The organism is Streptomyces sp. NPDC001492, assembly GCF_053597275.1.
The window spans coordinates 185,763-209,098 of the sequence record NZ_JBSFHW010000003.1; the positions used below are offsets into that span (position 1 = coordinate 185,763).

Below are 23,336 nucleotides of genomic sequence, written 5' to 3' on the forward strand. Positions count from 1 at the left end.
AGTGCTACTGAACACTCTGGCTGAACACGAACCAGACCCCGACGGCCGGTTCGGTTCCATCATTGCGGTAGCGGTGCGGGGTCGTCGACTCGAAGCAGACGGCGTCGCCCGGTCCGAGTGTGTACTCGTCGAAGCCGAGGGTCAGGACGAGCTCGCCGGAGGTCACATAGCCGTACTCGGTGCCCGTGTGCCGCATCAGGCCACCGGAGCTGGAGGAGGAGCCGCCGGGCCGGTAGGTCACCAGCAGGAAGTCGACGTCGGTGCCCGGAACATGCCCGAGCCGCTCCCACACGACCCCCGAGTCCAGCTCCAGCAGCTCGCGCTCACCGGGTGTGACCAGCGGCCCGATGCGTCGGCCGGGGTCGGCGGCGAAGGCCGCGAGGGCGTGCAGGACGGTGGCGGGGGCGGTGGCCGCGGCCACGACCGGCGAGGCGGCGGCCTCGCCCTCGTAGCCGTCGAAGAGCGCCTCCACGGAGACCGACAGCGCGGTGGTGATCGCGTACAGCGTGCTCACCGACGGCTGGCTCTTGCCGGTCTCGATCTGGGAGACCAGGCTCGCGGACACGCCGATCTCCCGCGCGAGGGCGCGCAGGCTCACCCCTTTGGCCAGGCGTGCCTGCCGGATGCGTGCGCCGACGGGCGGCACGGCGGCAGGGGACACGGCTGCTCCCCTCTCGGGCGGACATGTGCAGCACCATTGAACAGCGGAGGTCGGTCGTGACGCCAGGGCCTCAGGCAAGGAGCGAGGTACGGGGGTCGGCGCAGGCCGACCAGGCCGAAGCCGCCGCCGTGGGCCGCGGCGGGGAGTCGGGTGCCGCCGCGGCCGTCGTCCGTCACCGAGACGCAGAGGCGGCCGGCGCCGTGGCGGAGGTGGACGCTGATCTCGGCGGCGTCGGCCGCGTGGCGCCGCACGTTGGTCGGTGCCTCCTGGACGACCCGGGAGGCGGCCGCATGCCCCTCGTGCGGGAGGTCGTCGGGGACTGCGGGGTCGCGGTGCAGGGTGGCCTTCCGAAGGGGGCCGGCGAAACCTTCCGTCAGGTCGGCGATGGCCGCCAAGTCTCCCACGGGGCGTCGGCCGGCCTCCGCACGACCCAGCGCGGCGGGCCGTCCCGTAGCGCGATGAACAGCGGACACAGCAGGATCACCGTCTCGCCCGCTGCGCGGCGGCGCCTGCGGGTTTCCTGTTGAAGGACCCGAGGACCGACGTCCCCACCCGGACCGCGCCGCCCGCCGAGTCCCCCACCGGGTCGAGATCGCGGCCTGGGCGCAGCAGAGCGGGTATGCGCAGCCGGGGCGCCTAGAGGTTCAGCACGCGCGCGACGGTGCGCAGCACCCCGTTGTCGTTGTTGGACGGGGCCAGGTGGCGGGCCCTCGCGATGACCTCCGGGTGGGCGTTGGCCATGGCGAAGGACCACTCGGCGGCGTCGAGCATCTCCAGGTCGTTGAGGTAGTCGCCGAAGACCATGGTCTGGGCGGGCGTGATGCCCAGTTCGTGCTGGAGGCGGCGCAGGGCGGAGCCCTTGTTGGCGGTGCGGTTCATGACGTCGACCCAGTGCTCACCGGAGACGACGACCATGGGGATCCCCCCGCTCGGGCGAAGTCGAGAGTGGCGGAGGGTGGCGGTGAAGGACTCCAGCGCTGGGGCAGTGGTCCGCGCGGCCGACCCGAAGTCGAAGAGGGCCACCTTCAGGACGTCGTCGTCGACCGCGGTGGCGTCCTCGACGACGCGGTGTTCGACGTAGTACTTGCGCACCTCCGCCAGGAACGGCTCGTCGCCGCGCTCCACGTAGGCGGAGCGCTTGCCGCAGACGACCGCGCCCACGTCGACACCCTCGGCGACCAGGCGCCGTACGGCCTGCACGACGCCGGCCGCCACACCGGGCTCCATCGGGTCGGAGCTGAGTTCCACGCCGTCGCGCACCACGTACGTGCCGTTCTCCGCGATGAACACCATGCCCTCGGCGACCTCGGCGAACTCCCGTGCCAGCGTGGCATATTGGCGCCCGCTCGCCGGGCTGAACAGCACTCCGCGCCGACGCAGTTCGGCCAGGGTCCCCCACAGGCCGGGCGGGATCCGCTTGGCGTCGTCCAGCAGCGTGCCGTCCATGTCGGTGACGACGAGGCGTATGTCGGCGGAGGCGGCGGGCAGACCGGACGCGGCGAGGAAGGGCGAGGCGGCGGAGGACATGACCTGCTTCCGGTGGGGCGCGGCGGGGCGCCGGACGGCTTACGGCGGTCCCGTCACCCTACGCGAGCTGCGCGGACGCTCAGCTTCCGGACCGGATCAGACCCGTCAGGTACCGCCACAGCGACGAGCGCCGCTTGGCGGCCTGGTCCGGTGCGGCGGGTGTGTCCGGTACGTCCGCCGCGGGCGCCGGCACGACGGGCAGCGGTGGCCCGGACAGTTCGTAGCGCACCGGCAGCGAGCGCAGCCCGCGCATGAACGGCGAGGAACGCCATGGCAGTTGGTCGACGGGGAGAGCGAGTTCCAGATGCCCGAACCGTTCGAAGACGCGGCTGACGCCCGCTGCCGCGATCGTCGACGCCAGCTCGCGGGCCGGGCACTGGCGGGGGCCCGCGCCCCACGACAGATGGGCGCGGCTGCTGATGCTGGAACCCGGTGCCATCTGGCCGGCGAACAGGGGGTCGGCGTGCGCGGCGGCGGAGGAGACCCACACGGGGTCGCCGGCGCGGATGGTGTAGTTGCCGAGCCGGGTGTCCGCGGCCGCGAACCTCGGCACGAAGTTGACCAGCGGCGGCTTGCGCATGACCACGCGGTTCATGGTCTCGCGCACCATCCCCGCGGACAGGGTCGTGCGGACGCCGCCCTCGTTCTCTCCCGCGATCACCTCGACGACCGTGTTGGAGATGAGGATGCCGACGTGGTCGGAGGTCATGCCGAGCAGCATGAACAGCTCGCGGGCCAGCGCGTCGACGGACAGGTCCGGGTGGGCGGCCAGCAGATGGGAGGGGAAGTCGTCGCCCGGCTTCTCGATCTTGGCGGCGGCGAGTTCGGAGAGCGTGACCAGCAGGCGGTCGAGGGCGGATTCGGCGTCCGGGCCGGCGTCCAGCACCCGCCACATGTCCATCAGGGCGTCGTCGCCCTGCGAGCCGGGGAAGCCGAGCAGATGGCTCGCCGCCATCAGCGGCAGCGGCCGGGAGAACTGCGCCGACAGGTCGGCCATGCCCGTGCCGCCGCCCTGGGCGAGCAGGGAGATCAACTCGTCGGCGTATCCGGTGACGGCCGCCTTCAGGCGTTTGGCCTGCGGGCCCCGCGCGTCCTGGAAGGGGCGCAGGGCCGTGTCCCAGGCGCCGCGCAGCGTGCGGTAGCCGGGACCGCCCTGGATCAGCACGTGGTTGACCTCGAGGGAGGGGCCGAGCGGCCAGTCGGCGGGCACCCGGCCCTCCGTCCGGGCCCGCCAGTTCTCCAGGCCCTTGGGCCAGCCGGCATCGTCCTGGAGCACCTGGAGCGACTCGCGGTAGCCGAGCACGAGCCACGCGGGCACACCCAGCAGGTCGACCGGCGCCACCGGGCCGTGGCGCTCCCGCAGCCGCTCGTAGACGAGCGCGGGACGGGTCTCGTAGTCCCGGGTCAGCAGGGGTTCCGGAGCCAGGTCCTCCAGCGGCGTGCCGGCCCGCTCCGCGCTGTCCTCGTCGACCAAGTGGAACTCCATGCTTTCGCCGCCCCCTTCGACACCGCCCGCAACGGTCCGCGGCATGCGGGTACCCGCGGACCCCCGGGGGACCGTACCTCAGGCGTCACAGAAGGCACACGGCAGGGTACTCACAGGTAGCAAGGCAGACGCCTGCCCCTCAGTTCCGCTCGCCGCTCCCGGCCACCATCCGCTCCAGTCGGTCGAAGCGTTCGTGCAGGACACGGGCGGTCTCCTCGCCCAACTCCTGGGCATGCAGGGCCAGATGGTGAAGGCGTTTCTGCTCCCGTCCGACGAACCAGGTGGCGAGGGCCGCGGTGACCATGCCGTATGTGGTGATCCCGACGACCATCACGACGGCGCCGATGACGCGGCCGCCGAGGGTCACCGGGTAGAAGTCGCCGTACCCGACGGTGGTCGCCGTCTCGATCGACCACCACAGCGCCTGCGGGTACGTCCGCAGATTGGCGCGCGGTGCGTCGTGTTCGGCGGCGACGACGGCCCACGAGCCGATGAGCATCACCACGCCCAGCACGGCCGTCGCCCCGCCCGCCGCTTTCAGGTGCAGGGAGCGGCCCTGCCGGCCGAGCAGCAACGCGACCGCCCTGGCGAGGAATCCGGGCAGCATGGTCACTCCTCGGTATGCGTCGGCATGGGGCCAGTGTCGCCGGGGGCGGGGGTGCGGGCATGCCGGGCGGGGCGTTCGAGTTGCCGTGCGAGGTGGGGCGTTGTGCGCTGGAGGCATGTACTTCTCCGCACCGGGCAACGGACCGGGTCCATGACGGCGGATCCCCCTTCGGTGCCGGAGACCTACGGCTTCGACTGCAGGGACTGCGGTCACACCTGGAAGGCCGACTTCCAGCTCATGTTCTTCACCGACCCGCTGGATCCCTCGGGCCTGACCACCCAGGAGTACGTCGACGAGGCGGGCCGGGCCGTGCGGTCTCCACTCGTGGAGGCGGTCTGTCCCGAGTGCGGCGGGCGCAGGGTGCGCGTGCACACGGAGCGGGGGACGGCCTGACGGCCCGCTCACCCGAACGGGCGGTCGTGCCTGGTGGGGCGGTGGGGCCGGTGGTGCGCTGAAGGGAGGTCCCCCAGCTGCTCCGGAGGCATCCGCGATGATCCGTCGCCCGTCCCCTCTCGTCCGTGCGCTCGTCTCGGCCGTGGCGGTGAGTACCCTGCTGGCCGTCGCGTCGTGCTCGGGCGACGGAGACGGTTCCCAGGCCTCCGACGCCACCGCCACCCCGCTCGCGGCCCGCACGTCTGCCCCGGTCCCGACCCGTACGTCGGCCCCGCCCCGCCTGACCCAGGCCGGAGCACAGGCCGCGCTCATCACCGAGACCGACCTGGAAGGCAACTGGAACCAGGTCAAGGGCGCCGCCGCCTGGGGTGACACCCTGCTCATCGGGAAGGTCGACGCCGCCCAGTTCCTGACCGCGAAGGCGAACGCCGCCGACTGTCAGCGGTTTCTCGACGCGCTCTACGACGACGACCTGCTGGGCAAGCCGACCGGCGCGTCCGCGCTGACCGGCTTCGAGCAGGGCGACTCCCGCCTCCTCTACCAGGTCGCCGCCTACAACCCCGTCCGGCTGAGCGCCTCGCTGGCCTGGCTGAAGACCCTGCCGGTCAAGTGCGACCAGTTCACCGCGACCGACGCCAAGGGCGGCAAGCGGACGGTCCAGGTGACCACCGCCTCGGTGCCCAAGCAGGGCGACGCCCGGCAGGGCCTGCATGTGACGGTGCAGGGCACCGCGAACGGCGAACCCGCCACCCTCACCCTCGACGTGGCCGCCGTACGCGTGGGCAACGACGCGATCACCGTCACCGCCGGCGGCCTGGCCGGGGGCGCGCACCCCTCGCTGGAGCTGGCGGTGCGTACGGGCGCCCAGCGGCTCAAGGACGTCCAGAGCGGCAGGACGCCCGCCGCCGGTCCCGGCCGCACCGGCTGACGGCCGGTCAACCGGCCCGTTCCGCACACCTGATCGGCCGATTCCCGGGACAGCGTGATCAACCGGCGGCACAATGGCGGCGACGGCCAAAGGTGTTGAGAAGGAGCAGAGTCGTGAGTGAGAGCCACACCCCGGGCGGGTCGGCGAGGCTGAACACCGGTGTGGCGCACAACGCGCGCGTGTGGAACTACTGGATCGGCGGCAAGGACAACTACGAGGTCGACCAGCAGGTCGGCGAACACGTCGCCGGAATGTTCCCGATCATCCGGGAGATCGCCCGCGCGGACCGCTGGTTCCTGGGCCGTGCGGTGCGGTTCCTGGCCGAGGAGCGCGGGGTGCGGCAGTTCCTGGACATCGGCACCGGGCTGCCGACCGCGGACAACACCCACCAGATCGCCCAGCGGATCGCCCCCGACGCCCGCATCGTCTACGTCGACAACGACCCCATCGTGCTCGCCCACGCCCGCACCCTGCTGACGGGCACCCCCGAGGGCGTCACCGACTACATCGACGCCGACGTCCACGACCCCGACGCCATCCTCGAACGCGCCTCCCGCACCCTCGACTTCAGCCGGCCGGTCGCGGTGATGATGCTGGGCATCCTCAACTTCGTGCTGGACACGGAGAAGGCGCACGAGATCGTGCGGAAGGTGGTCGCCGCGATGCCCTCCGGCAGCTTCCTGGTCCTCACCCACCCCACCTTCGACGACGACCTCGGCGGCGCGGGCCAGATCCCGGCGATGAAGTTCTGGAACGAGAACGCCACCCCGCCGATCACCGCCCGCAGCGGCGAGGACATCGCCGCCTTCTTCGAGGGGCTGGACCTCCTGGAGCCGGGCCTGGTGTCGTGCTCGCAGTGGCGTGCCGAGCCCGGATCGCCCGCCGTGGTACCGCAGTTCGGCGCGGTGGCCGTGAAACCCTGACGGAGCAGCCCTGTCGGACGTGCCGAGCGTGGAGGACGTATGACGACCCTTGCCGACCCCGTCCCCGGCGGCCGCCCGGGTGACGTCGAACGGGCCACCGCGCTCGGCGGCGAACTGTCCGGGCGGGGCGTGCACGGCATCGTCCTGGCCTACGTCGACACCGCCGGGGTCGGCCGGGTGAAGACCGTCCCGACGGCCAAGCTGGCCTCGGCGGCGGCCTGGGGTGTGGGCATGTCGCCGGTGTTCGACACGTTCCTGGCGAACGACTCCATCGTCTCCACCGACGTCCTGGGCTCCCCGGACGGCGACCTGCGCCTCTACCCCGACCTCGACCGACTCGTTGTCCTGGCCGCTCAGCCCGGCTGGGCGTGGGCGCCGGTGGACCGGATCACACAGGAGGGCGAGCCGCACCCGGGTTGCAGCCGCACGGTCCTGCGCCGCGTCGTCTCCGAGGCCGCCGACCGGCACGGCCTCACCTTCAAGGCCGGCATCGAGGTCGAGTGGGCCGTCGGACAGGGTCCGGCGGAGGGCGGTGACTTCGTACCCGCGCTCTCGGGCCCCGCCTACAGCGCCACCCGCCAGGTCGAACTCAGCGACTACACGGCCGACCTGCTGGCCGCGTTCGCCGCGCAGGGCGTGGACGTCGAGCAGATCCATCCCGAGTACGCGGCCGGGCAGTTCGAGATCTCGGTGGGCGCCCTCGACCCGGTGGCGGCGGCCGACCGGAGCGTGCTGGTGCGGCAGACCATCCGGGCCGTGGCCCGGCGCCACGGACTGGTGGTGTCCTTCGCCCCGGCGGTCTTCGCGCAGGGCGTCGGCAACGGCGGCCACATCCACCTCTCCGCCTGGCGCGAAGGCGTCAACCTGCACTCCGGAGGCGAGGGCCGCTACGGCATGACCGCCGACGCCGAGTCCTTCGCGGCCGGACTGCTCGCCCGCCTCCCGGCCCTGACGGCGGTGACCGCGCCCAGCCCGGCGAGCTATCTGCGCCTCAAACCCTCCCAGTGGGCCGGGGTGTTCACCGCCTGGGGCCGCGAGACCCGCGAGGCCGCGGTACGGGTCGTCACCGGCACGGCGGGTCTGCGCGACCGGGCCGCGAACCTGGAGGTCAAACCGGTCGACCTGGCCGCCAACCCGTATCTCGCCCTCGCCTGCCTCATCGCGGCCGGGCTGGACGGCCTGACCTCGTCCACGTCCCTGCCCGAGGAGATCACCGGCGATCCGGCCCGCCTCGACCCCGCGGACGCGGCGGCCCGGGGCGTACGCCGCCTGCCGACCTCACTCACCGAGGCCGTCGAGGAGTTCCGCAAGGACGAAGTGCTGCGGGCCGCTCTCGGCCCGGTCCTCGCGGACGCCGTGATCGCCGTACGGCAAGGGGAGATCGCGGCGGCGCACGGGCTGGACGACGAGCGACTGGCGGCGGCGTACCGCTGGAAGTACTGACCATGACCGGCCCGGTCCAAGAGGCGCTCGACGCACTGGAGCTGGTGGACCACCACTGCCACGGAGTCGTCACCGCGGACCTGACCCGGGAGGGCTTCGAGGACCTGATCACCGAGGGCGCGGCCTGGCCGAGCATCTCCCCCTTCGACAGCCCGGTCGGGATCGCGCTCCGCCGCCACTGCGCCCCGCTGCTGGACCTGCCGCGCCACGCACCACCCGATGAATACCTGTCCCGGCGCGCCGAGTTGGGCCGGCAGGAGGTACACCGCCGTTTCCTCACCGCCGCTCGGACCAGCACCTTCTGCGTGGACACCGGGTACGCCCCGGAGCGCCTCACCACGCCCGCCGAGCTGGCCGAGTCCGCGGGCGGAACGCCGTACGAGGTCGTACGGCTGGAGGGCGTCGCCGAGGCGGTGGCGGCGCGGGGCGTCGAGCCGGACGACTACGGCGACGCCTTCCAGGCAGCCGCGCTGGAGGCCGTGCGGCGGCCGGGCGTGGTGGCCGTGAAGTCCGTGGCCGCGTACCGCACCGGGTTCGACCTGGACCCGGCCCGCCCCTCCGCCGCGGAGGTCACCGAAGCGGCCCGGCGCTGGTCGGCGCGCGGGGGCCGGCTGGACGATCCCGTTCTCGTACGGCACCTGCTGTGGACCGCGGTCGACCTCGGACTCCCCCTTCAGCTCCACACCGGCTTCGGCGACAACGACATCCGCCTGCACCGCGTCGACCCCACCCACCTCACCGACTGGCTTCATCTGACCACCGGCACCATCCCGGTACTGCTCCTGCACTGCTGGCCGTACCAGCGCCAGGCCGCCTATCTGGCCGCCGTGTTCGAGCACGTGTACCTGGACGTGGGCCTCACCCTCCACTACGTCGGCCCGGCGCGCGCCCGGGCGGTCCTGGAGGAGGCGTTGGAGATCACACCGTTCGGCAAGCTGCTGTACAGCTCCGACGCGTACGGTGTGGCCGAGTTCTACTGTCTGGGCGCGCTCACCTTCCGCCGCGGTCTGGCCGCTCTGCTGCAGGACCGGGTGGATTCCGACGAACTGGGTCTAGCCGACGCGCTGCGGTTCGCGGAGTGGGCGGGAGCACACAATGCCAGCCGGGTCTACGGCCTTTCCGGCCCCTCCTGAAAGTATGATCAAGCAATGTCTGACATGACCGAAACCACGCCGGGCTGGCTCAGCCCCGACGACCTCGAGCTGGCACGCGCCCGTATGCCGATCCTGTACGTCGAGGCCGTGCCCGTACGCGTCGATGACAGCGGCGAAGTCACCAGCGTCGGCCTGCTGCTGCGCATCGGCCCGGACGGGACGGTCAGCCGGACCCTGGTCTCCGGTCGCGTCCTGCACCACGAGCGGGTCCGCGACGCCCTGCTGCGCCACCTGGAGAAGGACCTCGGCCCGGTGGCGCTGCCCCGGATCCCGGCCTCCCTTCAGCCGTTCACGGTCGCGGAGTACTTCCCGACGCAGGGCATCACGCCGTACCACGACCCGCGCCAGCACGCGGTGTCCCTGGCCTACGTCGTCCCGGTCACCGGCGACTGCCGGCCCCGGCAGGACGCTCTGGACCTGGTGTGGTTCAGCCCGCAGGATGCCGTGTCCGAAGCGGTCCAGAGCGAGATGCCCGGCGGGCACGGGGTGCTGCTCAGGCAGGCCCTCGCCCACGTCGGCTGCTCTGTCTGAGCATCGCGCTGAAGGGTGTGACGGGGCGCTCCACGCGCTCCCCGTCCACGATGATGTCGGCCACCTCGTTGTAGAACGCGAGGAGCCCCTTGATCGTGCCCACGGCGGGCAGCGGCTCCGGGTAGCTCCAGACGACGTTCGGCGGCACGTCGGCCTGGCCGCGCAGCGACCAGTACCGCGCCGTGCCCTTGTAGGGGCAGCCGGTGTGGTGCTCGGTGGGCTCGAGAAGGTCGAGGCGGACGTCCTCGCGCGGAACGTAGTAGCGGGTCGGCAGACCGGTCTCGAAGAGCAGCACCGGCCGGTGGGTGTCGGCGACGAACGTGCCGCCGACCGAGACCTGGACATGCCGGCTGCTCGGGATGGCGTCCACCCGCTTGTGCGGGTCACGGGGGTGGATGAAGATCTCTTCCTCCTCCTCGTACCAGTGGTCGAGGCCCCTGCCGCTGCGCCGGAACCACTCGAAGGCGATGTACCCGGCGAGGTCGGCGGCCGGGAAGGTCCAGGCGGCGTTCTCCAGCAGCTCGCCGTCGGCTTCGAGGTCGTAGAAGATCCTGGATCCGGTGTGGGCGCCCGTCCGCGGGTTTTTCGCGGGCCGCAGCAGGTCCTCGCGTACGTCCGCGCGCGGGAAGGCGTACTGCGGTACGGGCAGCGAGGGCTCCCAGACGAGGACGGGGTGCCGGCTGTCGACGACGGTGACGTCACCCTTGCGGCCACGCACCCAGCGCTCGCTGGGCTCCCACAGGAGGCCTTCGGGGGTGGTGCGCAGGGACCGTTCGGTGGGAAGTGCACTCATGGACCGCTCTCCTTCGGCTCGTCGTCAGGGTGCTCGGGGCGTCACATGGTTGCCGCGGCCGCTTCGTGCGGAGCAGTCGTCGCGCCGTGGACGACGGGGTCGCCGTGGCCGAAGATCGCCGTGTCGGCCTCCCGCCCGGCGAGGCGGTGGGCCGGGCAGGTGCAGCGCGGTCGACCCGTCCGGGTGCCCGGGCGCCTCGACCACCACCACTGCGCCGCCGCCGAAATCCGCCACATCACCATCCTCCACCGTCATTCGCCGACGGCTCAGCAGGCCGTCACTTCCGCTCCAGCGCGGCCAGCCGCAGTTCGAGCTGGTCGACCCGGTGCCGTAGCAGGGTGACCTGGGCCTCCAGGCTGACTTCCCGCTCCGCCCGGCGCTGAATGCGCGGGGACGCGGCGGCGCGCTCGATCACCGCGTCCAGCCGGACCAGGCGCTGCGGCCCGTTCGGGCCGTCCACCAGCCGGGACTGGATCTCGCCGCCCCGGTACCAGGACCGCAGGGCGGAGCGGGACACACCGGTCTCGGCTTCCGCCCTGGCCAGCGTGACCCAGGGGTTCTCCTCCAGCTGCTCGAACAGCTCCAGCTCGCTCTGCCAGCGCGCGAGCCGGTCCTCCCAGTCCGACGGTGTCTCCATCACACCCTCCCTTCGACACAGTGACCCTATCAATACCAGTGTATTGACAGGGTTGAGACCATGGAGACATGACTTTCGAGAGGTTCACAGGGAAAGCACGCAGGGTGGTCGTCGCGGCCCAGGAGCAGGCGCGGCTGCTCAAGCACAGCCACATCGGCACGGAGCACCTCCTGTTGGGGCTGCTCGAGGTGCCGGACGGCACGGCGGCGCAGGTCCTGCACCAGCTCGGGTACGACAAGGAGACCGCGCAGGCCGACATCGCCGCGGCCGCCAAGCCCGGCACGAAGGAGCTGGGCGGCCACATCCCGTTCGCGGCGCGCGCCAAGAAGGTGCTGGAACTCGCCCTGCGCGAGGCACAGCAACTGCACCACAACGACATCGGTACGGAACACATCCTGCTCGCCCTGGTCAGGGAGGGTGAGGGCCTGGGCGCGAAGGTGCTCGCCGAGCGGATCAGTCCGGTCAGCAGGATCCGTACCGCGGTGCTGGCCACCGTGGAGGGAGCGCCGGACGCTGCGGGCGGACCGTGGCCGGCCGGCACACCTGCCACCGAGGACACCCTGTCCACCGCCGGCGCGCTGGCCGGTGGCGCACCCGTCGGCAGCCATCACCTGCTGGAGGCGCTGCTGCGGGCGGAGAACAGCATGGCGGCCAGGGTGCTGCGCGAACTCGGCGTCGACCCGGACACCGTGGCCGCAAAGATCGACGAACTGGACCCGGAGACGACCACGGACGCGAACCCGGAGGAGGCCGCCGCGCGCAAGATGGAGATCCGGCTGGTCGACGACGAGGTGCAGCTGATCCTGCGGGACCCGGCAACGGTCACGGCGGCCAAGAAGGTGACCGAGCTCTCCGGCGGTCCGATCCGGGGCGTCGGACCGGTCGCAGGCCTGTTCGTCCCGCTGTGGCGGTCGGCCAACCAACTCCTGGAGCAGATCCGGCGCACGCTGGAACCGCAACCCGAAGAAGACGACGGATCCGCCGCGAGCAAGGTGGCCAAGGCCGTCCGCACGGCACTCACACCCCGGCTCCGCCGGTGAACCGGCCGGTCGGCCGGCCGGGGTCCGCGGGCGGGGCGGCGCTCTTGTGAGTCCCGGCCCCTGCCGGAAAAGGACGCCCTCTTCCCGCCGGGCCGAAGGCATGATGACCTCCATGGACCTTGAGCCGTACCGGGGCGAGTTGGTGGCGTACTGCTATCGGATGGTGGGCTCGTTCCACGAGGCCGAGGATCTGGTGCAGGAGACCATGCTGCGCGCCTGGAAGGCCCGGGAGCGGTACGACGCCTCGCGCGCGGCGGTGCGGACCTGGCTGTACCGGATCGCGACGAATGTCTGCCTGACCGCGCTGGAGGGCAGGGCGCGGCGGCCGTTGCCGTCCGGGCTCGGCGCGCCGAGCGAGGACCCTGGGGCGCCGCTCACGCCGGCCTTCGACATCCCGTGGCTCCAGCCGTTCCCCGACGCCCGCTACGACGTGGAGAGCCGGGCCGATCTGCGGCTGGCGCTGGTGGCGGCGATGCAGTTGCTGCCGGCCCGGCAGCGGGCGGTGCTGGTGCTGCGGGAGGTGCTGGAGTTCAGTGCCGCGGAGGTCGCGGAACAGCTCGGGACGACGGTCGCCGCCGTCAACAGCTCGCTCCAGCGGGCCCGGGCCGCGGTCGCCGAGGCGCGCGATCCCGGCGAGGTGCAGGAGCCGGACGACGCCGGGGCGCGGGAGGTGGTGCAGCAGTACGCACGCGCCTTCGAGGCGGCCGACGTGCCCGCCCTGGTGCGGCTGCTGACCGACGCGGCCGTCCTGGAGATGCCGCCGGTGCCGCTGTGGTACCGGGGTCGCAGGGACTACGGCCTGTTCATGGAGCGGGTCTTCGAGATGCGCGGGACGCGGTGGCTCACACGGCAGCTCACCGCGGGCGGACAGCCCGCACTCGCCGCCTACGCGCCCGCCCGGGACGGCGGGCACCGGATGCACACGCTGCAGGTGTTCACGGTGGCCGGCGGCCGGGTCGCGAGGAACGTGGTGTTCGCGGACCCGCGCGTCTTCGAAGCGTTCGACCTGCCCGGGGAGATTTCCGCGGACGACTTCGCGCGCGGGCGATGAGTCCGGTCGGTGGCGCCGGTACATACCGGTGACCACCGATCGAGACATCCGAGAGGACCTCGCCATGAGCGTCATCGTCATCGCATTCACCACTCTGGACGGCATCGTCTCCGACCCGGACGGCCGCGCGGGCACCCCCGGCGGCGGCTGGATGTTCCGGCACGGCCCCGAGGCGGTGGCCGGGGACAAGTTCCGGCTGGGGGCCGTCCTGGACGAGGGGGTCCTGCTGCTGGGCCGCACCACCTGGGAGCTGTTCTCGCAGCTGTGGCCGGGGCGCGACGACCCGTTCTCCGCGCGCATGAACGCCGCGCGGAAACTCGTCGCCACCCGCACCCTCACCGACGTCTCCGCCTGGGCGAACTCTCAGATCCTCACGGGCGACCTGGTGGACGCGGTCAAGCGCGAGGAGCGCGACGTGGTCGTCACCGGCAGCCTGAGCGTCGTCCGCGCCCTGATGGCCGAGGACCTGATCGACGAATACCGCCTGATCACCTTCCCCACGATCGTCGGCACCGGCGACCGCCTCTTCCCCACGGACACCCCGCCCGTCCACCTCGCGTGCGAGTCGGTGCAGCAGACGGGCCCCACCGTCCTCACGCGCTACCGGAGGGCCGGGCGATGACAGCGGGCTTCCTCCTCCTCCACCGCGAGCCCACCTCCGTGTGCGGAGGCGAACCACCGTACCTGGCTGCCGAGTTGGAGCGGGGCACGAGCACGGTGAGGGAGCCCGCCCCACCCCACTGAGCAAGGCTTCAGCGATGCTCGGGGTTCTCCGCGTCGAAGCGGCAGCCGGCGTCCCACTCGGAACGCTGGTTGCCGTGGGCGGGGATGCCCTTGGCGCGCTTGAGCATGGCGGCCAGGTGCATCAGGTTCCAGGTCATGAACGTGGTGTTGCGGTTGGTGAAGTCGTTCTCCGGGCCGCCCGATCCGGGGTCCAGATACGACGGTCCGGGCCCTGCGGCGCCGATCCACCCGGCGTCGGCCTGCGGCGGGATGGTGTAGCCCAGGTGCTGCAGGCTGTAGAGGACGTTCATCGCGCAGTGCTTCACGCCGTCCTCGTTGCCGGTGATCAGACAGCCGCCGACCCTGCCGTAGTAGGCGTACTGTCCGGCGGGGTTGAGCAGCGAGGAACAGCTGTAGAGCCGCTCGATGACCTGCTTGGTGACCGAGCTGTTGTCGCCGAGCCAGATCGGCCCGGCGATGACCAGGATGTCCGCGGCCATCACCCGTTCGTACAGGGCCGGCCAGTCGTCCGTGGTGAAGCCGTGCTCGGTCATGTCGGGGTAGACGCCGGGGGCGATGTCGTGGTCGACGGCGCGGATCTCGGAGGTGGTGACCCCGCGCGACATCATGATCGACGCGCTTTTGTCGATCAGCCCCTGGGTGTGGCTGAGCTGGGGCGAGGGCTTGAGGGTGCAGTTGATGAACAGGGCGGTGAGGTCCTCGAAGCGGTACGCGTCGTCGGTCGCGGGCGATGCGGTCATGGGCGTACTCCTTCGGACGGGATCGCCGGGGCGGGTCGAGCCTCGGCTCAGCAGCAGCCTCTCGCCACGGCGGCGATTTGTCCTGCTCTGGCGCGGCGGCGTAAGAGACCTGTCATATCTATCGGGCCGCCGTACGCCGCGCGCCCGCCGCCCGGCGCGGGGATCCTGGGAAGGTGACGATCGACGTGTCCGTGGCACGCGTGATCCCGCTGTCGCCCGAGCGGGTGGCGCAGTACGCCATGGACTGGCGCCACGACGCCGAGTGGACGCAGGGTATTCGCACGGCGGAGCTGACGCGGGAGGCGGACGGGGGCGGCTTCGGAGTCGGCGCCGAGGTCACCCGGACGGCGTTCTTCCTCGGTCGGCGCATCGACTACGTGCTGCGCGTGGCCGCGCACGACTTCCCGCGGCTGCTGGACATGGTCTCGGTGGCGGGCCCGATGCCCATGCACGTGACGTACTCCTTCGAGCCGGACCCGGCCGGCACCCTGGCCCGCATCCGGGTCCAGGGCGGCTCCGACGGCTTCTACCGGCTGGCGGCGCCGCTGCTGGCCCGCCAGGTCCGTTTCTCCCTGCGCAAGGACCTCCGCGACCTCGAACGCAGACTCACCCACCGCACGGACTGAGGCCCCTCATGGCGTACGACGAAGGACTCGCCGAACGGATCCGGCGGCACCTGGGCGCCGATCCCGGCGTCGCCGAGATGGGGGTCCCCCGCTCGCGGCGAAGCCGCGCCGGCGCGGCCGGGTGCCCGTCCGCTCGACATGACCGGCCGCCCGATGCGCGGCTGGGTGGTCGTGGACCCCTCGGCGGTGACCGAGGAGAGACGCTCGGCGAGTGGATCGACGAGGGGTACGCCTTCGCTGCGGGTCTGCCGGCCAAGTGACGGGGAGGGGCCTCAGTGCGCGGCGTCCAGCCGGGCCCGCTGCTCCGCGGTCAGTTCCAGGTCGACCGCGGCCAGGTTCTCCTCCAGCTGGGCGAGCGTCGAGGCACCGGCCAGCGGGACGACCGGGAGGTCGCTGCCCAACTGCCAGGCGAGCACGACCTGGTTGGCGGTTGCGCCGGTCTCGCGGGCGATCTCGTGCAGCACGGTGAGGCGGGCCGGGGTGCCGGGGTGGTCGTAGTCCGCGGGCAGCCGGCCGGGGTGGGTGTAGCTGCCCTTCAGGAGGGGCGAGTACGCCACCAGGGTCAGGGCGGGATCGGCCCGCACATACGTCAGCAGGTCGGGGCCCGCGTGGCCGAGGCTGCCGTAGGGGAACAAGTCGTCGGGTACGTCGGAGCGCGGGCGCAGATAGCTGTGCGCGTACTGGAGGACCTCGTAGCCCGGCAGTCCGGCCGCGGCGGCGATCGCGCGGGCCCGCTCCACCCGCCAGGCGGCCTGGTTGCTGACGCCGAGCAGCCTCACGGTGCCCTCGGCGACCAGCTCCGCGAAGCCCTCGACCGTCTCCCGCTGGGGCACGGCCGGGTCGTCGATGTGGGCGTAGAGCAGGTCCAGCTTGTCGACACCGAGGCGTTCGCGGCTGCGTTCGGCGGACTCACGGATCACCTTCGCCGACAGGCCCTCCGCATTGTCGATGTAGCTGGTGCCGGGGGCCAGCGGGCGGGCGCCGACCTTGGTCGCGATGAAGATCTCGTCGCCGATGCCGCGGCTGCGCCGCCAGCGGCCGAGGAGCTCCTCGCTCTGGCCGCCCTGCCCGCCGTCGACCCAGAACGCGTAGTTGTCGGAGGTGTCGATGAAGTTGCCGCCGGCCTCGACGTACCGGTCGAGCAGGGCGAAGGACGTCTCCTCGTCCGTGCGCGAACCGAACAGCATCGCGCCGAGCGCGAGCACGCTCACCTCGCGGCTGGTGTGCGGGTCCGTTCCGATGGTGCGGTACTTCATGCCGGGTCCTCCCGTCCGTGCCCGTGGTTTCGGGTACGAACGGGAGTCTTCTGCTTGAAGCGCACTTCAAGTCAAGGGCCCCGCGAGCACTACTTGCTGAACGGGCCCTCGAGCGCCGCCCACTGCAGCAGCATGATCGTCTTGGCGTCGGCGATCTCGCCGGTGCGGATCATCTCCAGGGCCCGGCGGAAGGGCAGTTCGACGATCTCGATGTCCTCGCCCTCCTCGTCCAGCCCGCCGCCCTCGTGGGTGCGGGTCGAGGGGCCGTAGGCGGCGGCGTAGAAGCTGACGCGTTCGGTGACCGAGCCCGGGCTCATATAGACGTCGAAGACGTGCTGGACCTCGCCGATGGTGTGTCCGGTCTCCTCCACCACCTCGCGCCGGACGGCGAGTTCGGGGTGCTCGTCATCGTCGTCGAGGAGTCCGCCCGGCGTCTCGACCAGCATGCCGTCGGGGTGTCCGTTCACATACACCGGGAAGCGGAACTGCCGTGTGAGCAGCACGGTTTCGCGTTCGGTGTCGTAGAGCAGCATGGTGGCGCCGTTGCCGCGGTCGTGCGTCTCGCGCTGCTGGGTGGACCAGGTGCCGTCGGCGTGCCGGAAGTCGAAGGTGGTGGCACGCTCGACGTACCAGTGGCTGGAGAGCAGTTCCACCTCCCGCACCTTCACACGGGGATTGCCGGTCAGGTCGAGTCCGGTACGGTCCAGGCCGGTGCGGCCGCGGCGGTCCGGGGTGTCGATGCCGGCGGTCATCGCGGACCGCCGGCGGTGCGTGCGTAGGTCATGGTCGCTGTCTACCACGGCCGCCGGTCAGGTCACGCTCAGTACGTGCGAGTGCCAGGCCGGAAGGTCGGCGAACAGGCCCGGGGTGAGCAGTTGGTCGCCGTCGCGGTCGTAGGTCTGGTTCGTGAGCAGGTCGGTCAGTCGGCAGGGGTGGCCGGCCAGGTCGGGCCAGGGCAGAAGGACTTGTCCCTGGGCGGGTGCATCGGAGTAGTTGACGATCACGACATGGCGGGTCTCGGGGCCGGTCCAGCTCCAGGCGAGCAGGTTCCCGTGGGTGTCGTTGTCCGGCCAGCCGGTGGTGGTGAGGAGGCGCCAGTCGCCTTCGCGTACGGCGGCTGCGGCAGGAAGCAAGTGGCTGTAGAACGCGAGGAGTTGTTCGTCGGACGGTTCCTGTGGGCGGCGGGCGAGGAAGACGGGTGGGCGGACCTTGCGGCCCTCGAACTGGCCCTCGTGCCAGAGCGTCGCGCCGGGCAGCGTGGCGATGGTGACGGCTGCGGCGCGCTCCTGCTCGCCCGGGACGGTGGCGGCGGCGCGCGGCTCGTCATGGTTCTCCAGGAAGCGGACCAGGCCTCGCTGGTAGGTGAGGTCGGCCTGGAGGTGGGTGCGGGTCGCCCCGGCGCCCTCGTGGAGGAGGCGGTCGTAGAGCCGCTTGTCGTAGCAGTGGTCGAAGCCCTGTTGCTGGAGGGCCCATTCGAGGTCCCAGTACGCCTCGGCGACGAAGAGCAGGTCGGGGTGGTGCGCCCTGACGCGCGGGACGACGTAGGGCCAGAAGTCGTCCGCGGGGAGCGGGCCCGCGCGGTCGCCCCAGGTCTTGGCGAAGACGTCGTTCATCAGCAGCATCGCCATGTCGCAGCGCACGCCGTCCGCCTGGTCGCCGATGGAGACGAGGGTGTCGACGGCCGCCGTGCGCAGGTCCTCGCTGAAGGCGTTGAGCTGGACGACGTCCGGCCAGGGGGCGAAGTACGGGTCGCGGCCGTTGGCGTAGATGTGGCCGCCGACGTCGAGGAAGGCCTCGGGTGACCGGGCCAGGTCCTCGCGGGTGCCCTGGATGAGGCGCTCGGGGTGGTCGGTGAGCCAGGGGTGGTCGGGGGCCACGTGGTTGGGCACGTAGTCGAGGATCAGGCGCAGTCCCCGGGCGGCCAGTTGGGCGCGTGCCTCGGCCAGGCCTTCCGGGCCGCCGAGGGAGGCGTCGACGACGTAGTTCCGTACGCAGTAGGCGGATCCGGCGATGTCCGCCTGGGTCAGGTCGGGCAGCGCCTGGCGGAACGACGCGAGCAGGGACTCGTCGCGCAGGGCGATCACGAGTCCCGCCGGGCTGCGCTCCCAGACGCCCATCAGCCAGACGGTGTCGATGCCGGGTCGCGCGACCTCGTCCCAGACCTCCGCCGGGACGTCGCCGAGGGTGACGCGGCGCCCGTACCGCGCACTCAACTCACCCAGCCACACCAGGGTGTTGATCTCGAAGATGACGGTCATGACAGGGGCTCCTCGTCGCCCGAACCCGCAAACCGTTCGTCCCGTTCCTTCACGGGGCGCAGGGACTCCCGGCCGCCGCGGTGCCAGTCGTCGGCGCTGATGGCGTGGAAGAGGGTCGCGGTGGCGGCCACCAGTCCGGTCCAGCCGGTCTGGTGGGAGGCGCCGAGGCCCGCGCCGTTGTCGCCGTGGAAGTACTCGTAGAAGAGGATCAGGTCCTTCCAGTGGGGGTCCTTGGCGAACTTGGGCTGTGCGCCGTGGACCGGGCGGTGGCCGTCCGCGCCGGTCAGGAAGGTGGCGGTGAGCCGGTCGGAGATCTCGCGAGCCACCTCGTAGAGGTTCAGCTGCCGTCCGGAGCCGGTCGGGCACTCCACGGTGAAGCCCGGGCCGTGATAGCCGTGCAGGTTGAGCAGGGCGCGGATGAGAAGGAGGTTCATCGGGAACCAGACCGGGCCGCGCCAGTTGGAGTTGCCGCCGAACATGGCGGAGTCGGACTCGGCGGGCAGATAGCCGACACCGTAGGTCCGGCCGTTGACGTCGAAGTGGTACGGGTGCTCGGCGTGGTAGCGGGAGAGGGACCGGATGCCGTGCGGACCCAGGAACTCCTCCTCGTCGAGCATGCGGGCGAGGATGCGGCGCAGCCGGTCCTCGCCGAAGAGGGCGAAGAGGTAGCGGCCGTTCTCGTCGGCCGTCCCCAGGTCGTGCTGTTGGACGACGGCCTCGACGGCCGGGTGCCGTCGGATGAACTCCTTTGCTCCCTCGACCAGTTCGGGGAAGGTACGGTCGGCGCGGCCGCCGATGACGCTGGTCGCCGCCAGCGGTATCAAGCCGACCAGGGACCGCACCTTCAGCCGGGTGGCGGTGCCGTCGGGCAGCCGCAGCACGTCGTAGAAGAAGCCGTCCTCCTCGTCCCAGAGGCTGGCGTTGTCCTTGCCGATGCGGTTCATGGCGACCGCGATCCAGGCGAAGTGCTCGAACAGCATCTGCGCCTGCTCGACGTAGACCGGGTTGTCGACGGCGAGTTCGATGGCGATGTCGAGGAGGTTCTGGCAGTACAGCGCCATCCATGCCGTTCCGTCGGCCTGGTCGATGTGGCCGCCGGTGGGCAGGGGTGCGCTGCGGTCGAAGACGCCGATGTTGTCGAGGCCGAGGAAGCCGCCCTGGAAGACGTTGTTGCCGTCGACGTCCTTGCGGTTGAGCCACCAGGTGAAGTTCTTCGTCAGCTTCTGGAAGGCGTTCTCCAGGAAGGCGCGGTCGGCGTGGCCGGTGCGGTGCTTCTCCAGTTCGTAGACGAAGAGGACCGCCCAGGCGTGCACGGGCGGGTTGACGTCGCCGAAGTTCCATTCGTACGCCGGGATCTGGCCATTGGGGTGGAGGTAGAGGCGGCGCAGGAGGAGCTCCAGCTGCCCCTTGGCGAAGCCGATGTCGACCATGGACAGGGCGAGGGTGTGGAAGGCGAGGTCCCAGGCCGCGAACCAGGGGTACTCCCAGGTGTCCGGCATCGACATGACCTCGTCGTTGACCATGTGGTACCAGGCGCTGTTGCGGACGTTCGGGTCGGCTGCAAGGGGGTCGACGCCGTGCTCGGCCAGCCAGCGCTCGACGTCGAGGTAGTAGTACTGCTTGCTCCACAGCATCCCGGCGAGCGCCTGGCGCACCAGTCGGCGCTCGTCCTCGCCCATGCCCTCGGGGACGACGTCCTCGTAGAAGGCGTCGGCCTCGGTCCGGCGGATGTCCATGGTGGCCGCGAACTCCGCCCAGGGATCCGCGAGTGCGGCGTCCGACAGTCGCAGCCGGACGGTCGCGCTGTCACCGGTGGGGATGGTCAGGGTGTGATGGAAGGCAGCCTTGGTCCCGGTCTGTGCGGGGTTGACGGCACCGGTCTCGCCGTGGACGACACAGCGGTCGATGCCGTCCTTGACGTAGGGCGTGCTGTTCGGGCTGCCGAAGATGCGCCGGTTGTTGGTCTCGTTGTCGGTGAACAGGGCGGGGGCGTCGGTGTCGCAGTACAACCATCGCGGGCCGAGTTCCTCGTGGTCGGCGCGGATGGCGTCCGCCGTCTTCGTGAGGCTCGGTACGGCGGTGCCACCCGCCCAGGACCAGGTGTGCCGGAACCAGAGGGTCGGCAGGAGGTGAAGGGTGGCCTCGTCGGGGCCGCGGTTGTGCGCGGTGATCTCGATCAGCAGGTCTTCCGGACCGGCCTTGGCGTACTCGACGAAGACGTCGAAGTAGCGGTCCTCGTCGAAGACGCCGGTGTCGAGCAGCTCGTACTCGAAGTCGCGGCGGCCGCGCGCCTTGTTGGTGTCGACGAGGTCGGCGTAGGGGAACTCGCCCTGCGGGTACTTGTACAAGTACTTCATGTACGAGTGGGTGGGCGTGCTGTCGAGGTGGAAGTAGTACTCCTTGACGTCCTCGCCGTGGTTGCCCTCGGAGTTGGTCAGGCCGAACATCCGTTCCTTGAGGATCGGGTCGCGGCCGTTCCACAGGGCCGGCGCGAAGCACAGCCGCTGCTTGTCGTCGCTGATGCCGGCGATGCCGTCCTCACCCCAGCGGTAGGCGCGGGAGCGCGCCTGGTCATGGGTGAAGTACGACCAGGCCTCGCCGTCGGGGCTGTAGTCCTCCCGGACGGTCCCCCACTGGCGCTCGGCGAGGTAGGGGCCCCAGCGGCGCCAGGCCGCCCGGGACGCGTCGGCCTCCGCCAGCCGCTGCCGCTCGGCGCCCACCGTGCCGCTGTCCTCCGCCATCGCCGCCTCCTCCGCCCAGCCCGGCATGGTTCCCAGACTCGGACGTCTCGGACGGGGCCGCAATGGGTGGGGGGCGGAGGGGGGACTTCCCGTTCAGCTGTCGGCCGGCATCACTGTGTTGATCTTGCCCTTCGTGTCCGCCACCAGATAGCCGGTCTGGCCGTACTCGTTGCTGAGGTAGATCCTCATCCCGACGGGAAAGCCGAAGGCGTTGCCCGGGGGGTCCAGCACCAGGTATCGGGTGTTCGCCTTGGGCACCTTGAGTTTCTTCTTGGCCTGGGCCAGGAGTGCGGGGACCTTGTCCCAGTCGAAGCCGTGCAGGCGGACGGGTGTCTCTTCGCCGTTCAGTGTGCCCTTGATGATGTCCTTCTGTACGCCTTGGCCTGGGCGGTAGGTGTACGAGTCGTACGCGGTGTTGCTGCCCTTCACCATCACGTCGGCCAAGACGTACTGCGGGTAGACCGTCAGGTCGCCGAAGCGGTCCCGGCCGGTCTCCTTCTCGATGGCCGCGATCGCGGTGCGGATGCCCTGCGGGGTCAGCAGGTTGGTCGTGGCGGTCTGTTCCTCGGCCGTGGGGGAGGCGGTGGAGCCGGCCGAGGGCGATGTCGTGCTGCCGGAGCCCGTGGTGCGGGAGCCCGAGGCCCCGGACCCGTGCGTGCCCCACTCGGGCAGCAGGGTCCACACGAGTACGCCGGCGAGGGCGACTCCGGCGGTGGGCAGGACGAACCGAGTCCAGCGGCGGCGACCGGCGGACACCGGGGTGGTCGGTGGCACGTACTGCGGTGGGGCGTCCTGCGGCGAGGTGCCCCACGGTGGGAGGGCCGGGGGTTGCAGGGGGAAGGACGTGGGGGTCTCGGGCTGAGCCTGCCGGGCCGCGTCGGCCAGCATCCGTTCCATTTGCCGGGCGTCGGGGCGGGCCTGGGGATCACGGACGAGGACGCGGGCGAGGAGGTCCGTCAGGGGGCCGGCCTTGACCGGCGGCGGTATGTCCTCGGTGAGGACCGCGGCGAGGGTCGCAAGGGTCGTGTCCCGGCGCAGCGGATGGTGGCCCTCGACGGCGACGTACAGCATCATCGCGAGCGACCAGAGGTCCGAGGCAGCGCCGCCGTCCTTGCCGGAGACCCGCTCGGGTGCCATGTAGTCGGGGGTGCCGATGACCGAGCCGGTGGCGGTGAGGGCGGTGGCGTCGCGGATGGCGGCGATGCCGAAGTCGGTGAGCACCGGGCGGCCGTCGGGGCGCAGCAGGACGTTGGCCGGTTTCACGTCGCGGTGTTCGATGCCGGCCTCGTGGGCGGCCCGCAGCGCGACCAGCACGTCGAGGCCGATGCCTGCCGCCTCGACCGGATTCATCGGGCCGCGGGCGAGGCGGTCGGCGAGGGAGCCGCCGGTCACGAGTTCCATGACGATCCACGGGTAGGTCCCGGGGCCGCCGTCGACGATGTGATGGATCGTCACCACGTTGGGATGGTCCACCCGGGCCAGGGCACGGGCCTCCCGCAGCACGCGCTCCCGCAGCAGCCGTGCGGCCTCCGGGTCGTACTCGGCGAGGCCGGGGTCGGACGGCCGTACCTCCTTGATGGCCACACTGCGGTGCAGCATCAGGTCGGTGGCCCGCCAGACCATGCCCATGCCGCCGCCACCGAGCCGTGCCACCAGCTCGAACCGTCCGTCGACAACCCGTCTCGCGGGGGTGTCTCTGCCCTCGTCGCTCATGCGCGGGAGCCTAGTGGGCCGCCCTGACAACCTCGCATCCTGCTCAGTGAGCGAACCCCGGCGACTGCGCCGGGCCGGCGCACT

At 71.4% G+C, this 23,336-nt stretch carries 24 protein-coding genes; 11 read left to right on the top strand and 13 right to left on the bottom strand.

Translation table 11 applies throughout. The annotated features are described in order from the left end of the window. Positions 1-4: 4 nt before the first annotated feature. The 4 genes from ACWC1K_RS04970 to ACWC1K_RS04985 form a co-directional block, all read right to left on the bottom strand. Complete coding sequence (locus ACWC1K_RS04970) at positions 5-661, bottom strand: helix-turn-helix domain-containing protein (RefSeq protein WP_450828848.1); 657 nt, start codon at positions 659-661, stop codon at positions 5-7. Positions 662-1,297: 636 nt separating this feature from the next. Continuing rightward, positions 1,298-2,188 carry a Cof-type HAD-IIB family hydrolase gene (locus ACWC1K_RS04975; protein WP_450828849.1) on the bottom strand — a complete coding sequence of 297 codons (891 nt, stop codon included), beginning with the start codon at positions 2,186-2,188 and terminating at the stop codon, positions 1,298-1,300. A gap of 79 nt (positions 2,189-2,267) precedes the next feature. After that, complete coding sequence (locus ACWC1K_RS04980; protein WP_450828850.1) at positions 2,268-3,674, bottom strand: cytochrome P450; 1,407 nt, start codon at positions 3,672-3,674, stop codon at positions 2,268-2,270. 139 nt (positions 3,675-3,813) lie between these two features. Continuing rightward, on the bottom strand, positions 3,814-4,281 hold the full coding sequence (locus ACWC1K_RS04985; protein WP_450828851.1) for a potassium channel family protein: 468 nt from the start codon (positions 4,279-4,281) through the stop codon (positions 3,814-3,816). 150 nt (positions 4,282-4,431) lie between these two features. Between ACWC1K_RS04985 and ACWC1K_RS04990 the strand changes: the two genes are divergently transcribed. The 6 genes from ACWC1K_RS04990 to ACWC1K_RS05015 all read left to right on the top strand — a co-directional run bounded on the left by ACWC1K_RS04990 (position 4,432) and on the right by ACWC1K_RS05015 (position 9,653). Continuing rightward, entirely contained in the window at positions 4,432-4,674 is a 243-nt protein-coding gene (locus ACWC1K_RS04990; RefSeq protein WP_450828852.1) for a hypothetical protein, read from the top strand. A 97-nt stretch (positions 4,675-4,771) separates the two neighbouring features. Beyond that, positions 4,772-5,602 (top strand): hypothetical protein, encoded by an 831-nt coding sequence (locus tag ACWC1K_RS04995; protein WP_450828853.1) that lies wholly within the window; start codon positions 4,772-4,774, stop codon positions 5,600-5,602. Between the two features lie 113 nt (positions 5,603-5,715). Then, positions 5,716-6,525 (top strand): SAM-dependent methyltransferase, encoded by an 810-nt coding sequence (locus ACWC1K_RS05000; RefSeq protein ID WP_450828854.1) that lies wholly within the window; start codon positions 5,716-5,718, stop codon positions 6,523-6,525. A gap of 39 nt (positions 6,526-6,564) precedes the next feature. Beyond that, the gene (locus ACWC1K_RS05005; protein WP_450828855.1) at positions 6,565-7,968 is read left to right on the top strand and encodes a glutamine synthetase family protein; all 1,404 of its coding nucleotides are present in this window, start codon (positions 6,565-6,567) and stop codon (positions 7,966-7,968) included. Positions 7,969-7,970: 2 nt separating this feature from the next. Then, the gene (locus tag ACWC1K_RS05010; RefSeq protein ID WP_450828856.1) at positions 7,971-9,101 is read left to right on the top strand and encodes an amidohydrolase family protein; all 1,131 of its coding nucleotides are present in this window, start codon (positions 7,971-7,973) and stop codon (positions 9,099-9,101) included. A gap of 15 nt (positions 9,102-9,116) precedes the next feature. Beyond that, positions 9,117-9,653 carry an NUDIX hydrolase family protein gene (locus ACWC1K_RS05015; protein ID WP_450693440.1) on the top strand — a complete coding sequence of 179 codons (537 nt, stop codon included), beginning with the start codon at positions 9,117-9,119 and terminating at the stop codon, positions 9,651-9,653. Here the strand turns inward: ACWC1K_RS05015 and ACWC1K_RS05020 are convergent. Genes ACWC1K_RS05020 through ACWC1K_RS05030 form a run of 3 tightly spaced genes read right to left on the bottom strand, consistent with a single transcriptional unit; the run spans position 9,616 to position 11,083 of the window. Beyond that, positions 9,616-10,446 (bottom strand): DUF427 domain-containing protein, encoded by an 831-nt coding sequence (locus ACWC1K_RS05020; protein WP_450828857.1) that lies wholly within the window; start codon positions 10,444-10,446, stop codon positions 9,616-9,618. The two genes, ACWC1K_RS05015 and ACWC1K_RS05020, sit on opposite strands and share 38 nt — an antisense overlap. A 41-nt stretch (positions 10,447-10,487) precedes the next feature. Continuing rightward, complete coding sequence (locus ACWC1K_RS05025; protein WP_450828858.1) at positions 10,488-10,682, bottom strand: hypothetical protein; 195 nt, start codon at positions 10,680-10,682, stop codon at positions 10,488-10,490. Positions 10,683-10,723: 41 nt separating this feature from the next. Beyond that, positions 10,724-11,083 (bottom strand): excisionase, encoded by a 360-nt coding sequence (locus ACWC1K_RS05030; protein WP_450828859.1) that lies wholly within the window; start codon positions 11,081-11,083, stop codon positions 10,724-10,726. Between the two features lie 68 nt (positions 11,084-11,151). Between ACWC1K_RS05030 and ACWC1K_RS05035 the strand changes: the two genes are divergently transcribed. The 3 genes from ACWC1K_RS05035 (at position 11,152) to ACWC1K_RS05045 (ending at position 13,796) form a co-directional block, all read left to right on the top strand. Beyond that, positions 11,152-12,123 (top strand): Clp protease N-terminal domain-containing protein, encoded by a 972-nt coding sequence (locus ACWC1K_RS05035; protein ID WP_450828860.1) that lies wholly within the window; start codon positions 11,152-11,154, stop codon positions 12,121-12,123. A gap of 46 nt (positions 12,124-12,169) precedes the next feature. Continuing rightward, positions 12,170-13,174: an RNA polymerase subunit sigma-70 gene (locus ACWC1K_RS05040; RefSeq protein WP_450828861.1), complete on the top strand. Its 1,005-nt coding sequence runs from the start codon at positions 12,170-12,172 to the stop codon at positions 13,172-13,174. A 64-nt stretch (positions 13,175-13,238) separates the two neighbouring features. Beyond that, entirely contained in the window at positions 13,239-13,796 is a 558-nt protein-coding gene (locus ACWC1K_RS05045) for a dihydrofolate reductase family protein (protein ID WP_450828862.1), read from the top strand. A 130-nt stretch (positions 13,797-13,926) separates the two neighbouring features. Here the strand turns inward: ACWC1K_RS05045 and ACWC1K_RS05050 are convergent, their stop codons facing one another. Next, a complete protein-coding gene (locus ACWC1K_RS05050) occupies positions 13,927-14,658 on the bottom strand; it encodes a flavodoxin family protein (RefSeq protein ID WP_450828863.1) in 732 nt (243 codons plus the stop codon). Between the two features lie 173 nt (positions 14,659-14,831). Here ACWC1K_RS05050 and ACWC1K_RS05055 point away from each other — a divergent pair, with 173 nt between their 5' ends. After that, the gene (locus ACWC1K_RS05055; protein ID WP_450828864.1) at positions 14,832-15,284 is read left to right on the top strand and encodes an SRPBCC family protein; all 453 of its coding nucleotides are present in this window, start codon (positions 14,832-14,834) and stop codon (positions 15,282-15,284) included. Positions 15,285-15,292: 8 nt separating this feature from the next. After that, on the top strand, positions 15,293-15,544 hold the full coding sequence (locus tag ACWC1K_RS05060; RefSeq protein ID WP_450828865.1) for a hypothetical protein: 252 nt from the start codon (positions 15,293-15,295) through the stop codon (positions 15,542-15,544). Between the two features lie 12 nt (positions 15,545-15,556). Here the strand turns inward: ACWC1K_RS05060 and ACWC1K_RS05065 are convergent, their stop codons facing one another. From ACWC1K_RS05065 to ACWC1K_RS05085, 5 genes are all read right to left on the bottom strand, one after another. Continuing rightward, a complete protein-coding gene (locus ACWC1K_RS05065; protein WP_450828866.1) occupies positions 15,557-16,540 on the bottom strand; it encodes an aldo/keto reductase in 984 nt (327 codons plus the stop codon). Positions 16,541-16,629: 89 nt separating this feature from the next. Further along, complete coding sequence (locus ACWC1K_RS05070; RefSeq protein WP_450828867.1) at positions 16,630-17,292, bottom strand: NUDIX domain-containing protein; 663 nt, start codon at positions 17,290-17,292, stop codon at positions 16,630-16,632. Positions 17,293-17,349: 57 nt separating this feature from the next. Then, positions 17,350-18,798 carry an alpha-amylase gene (locus ACWC1K_RS05075; protein ID WP_450828868.1) on the bottom strand — a complete coding sequence of 483 codons (1,449 nt, stop codon included), beginning with the start codon at positions 18,796-18,798 and terminating at the stop codon, positions 17,350-17,352. Further along, on the bottom strand, positions 18,795-21,566 hold the full coding sequence (locus tag ACWC1K_RS05080; protein ID WP_450828869.1) for an MGH1-like glycoside hydrolase domain-containing protein: 2,772 nt from the start codon (positions 21,564-21,566) through the stop codon (positions 18,795-18,797). The genes ACWC1K_RS05075 and ACWC1K_RS05080 overlap by 4 nt, the downstream gene beginning before the upstream one ends. Positions 21,567-21,632: 66 nt before the next feature. Beyond that, positions 21,633-23,252 carry a serine/threonine-protein kinase gene (locus tag ACWC1K_RS05085; protein WP_450828870.1) on the bottom strand — a complete coding sequence of 540 codons (1,620 nt, stop codon included), beginning with the start codon at positions 23,250-23,252 and terminating at the stop codon, positions 21,633-21,635. Between the last annotated feature and the right edge of the window lie 84 nt (positions 23,253-23,336).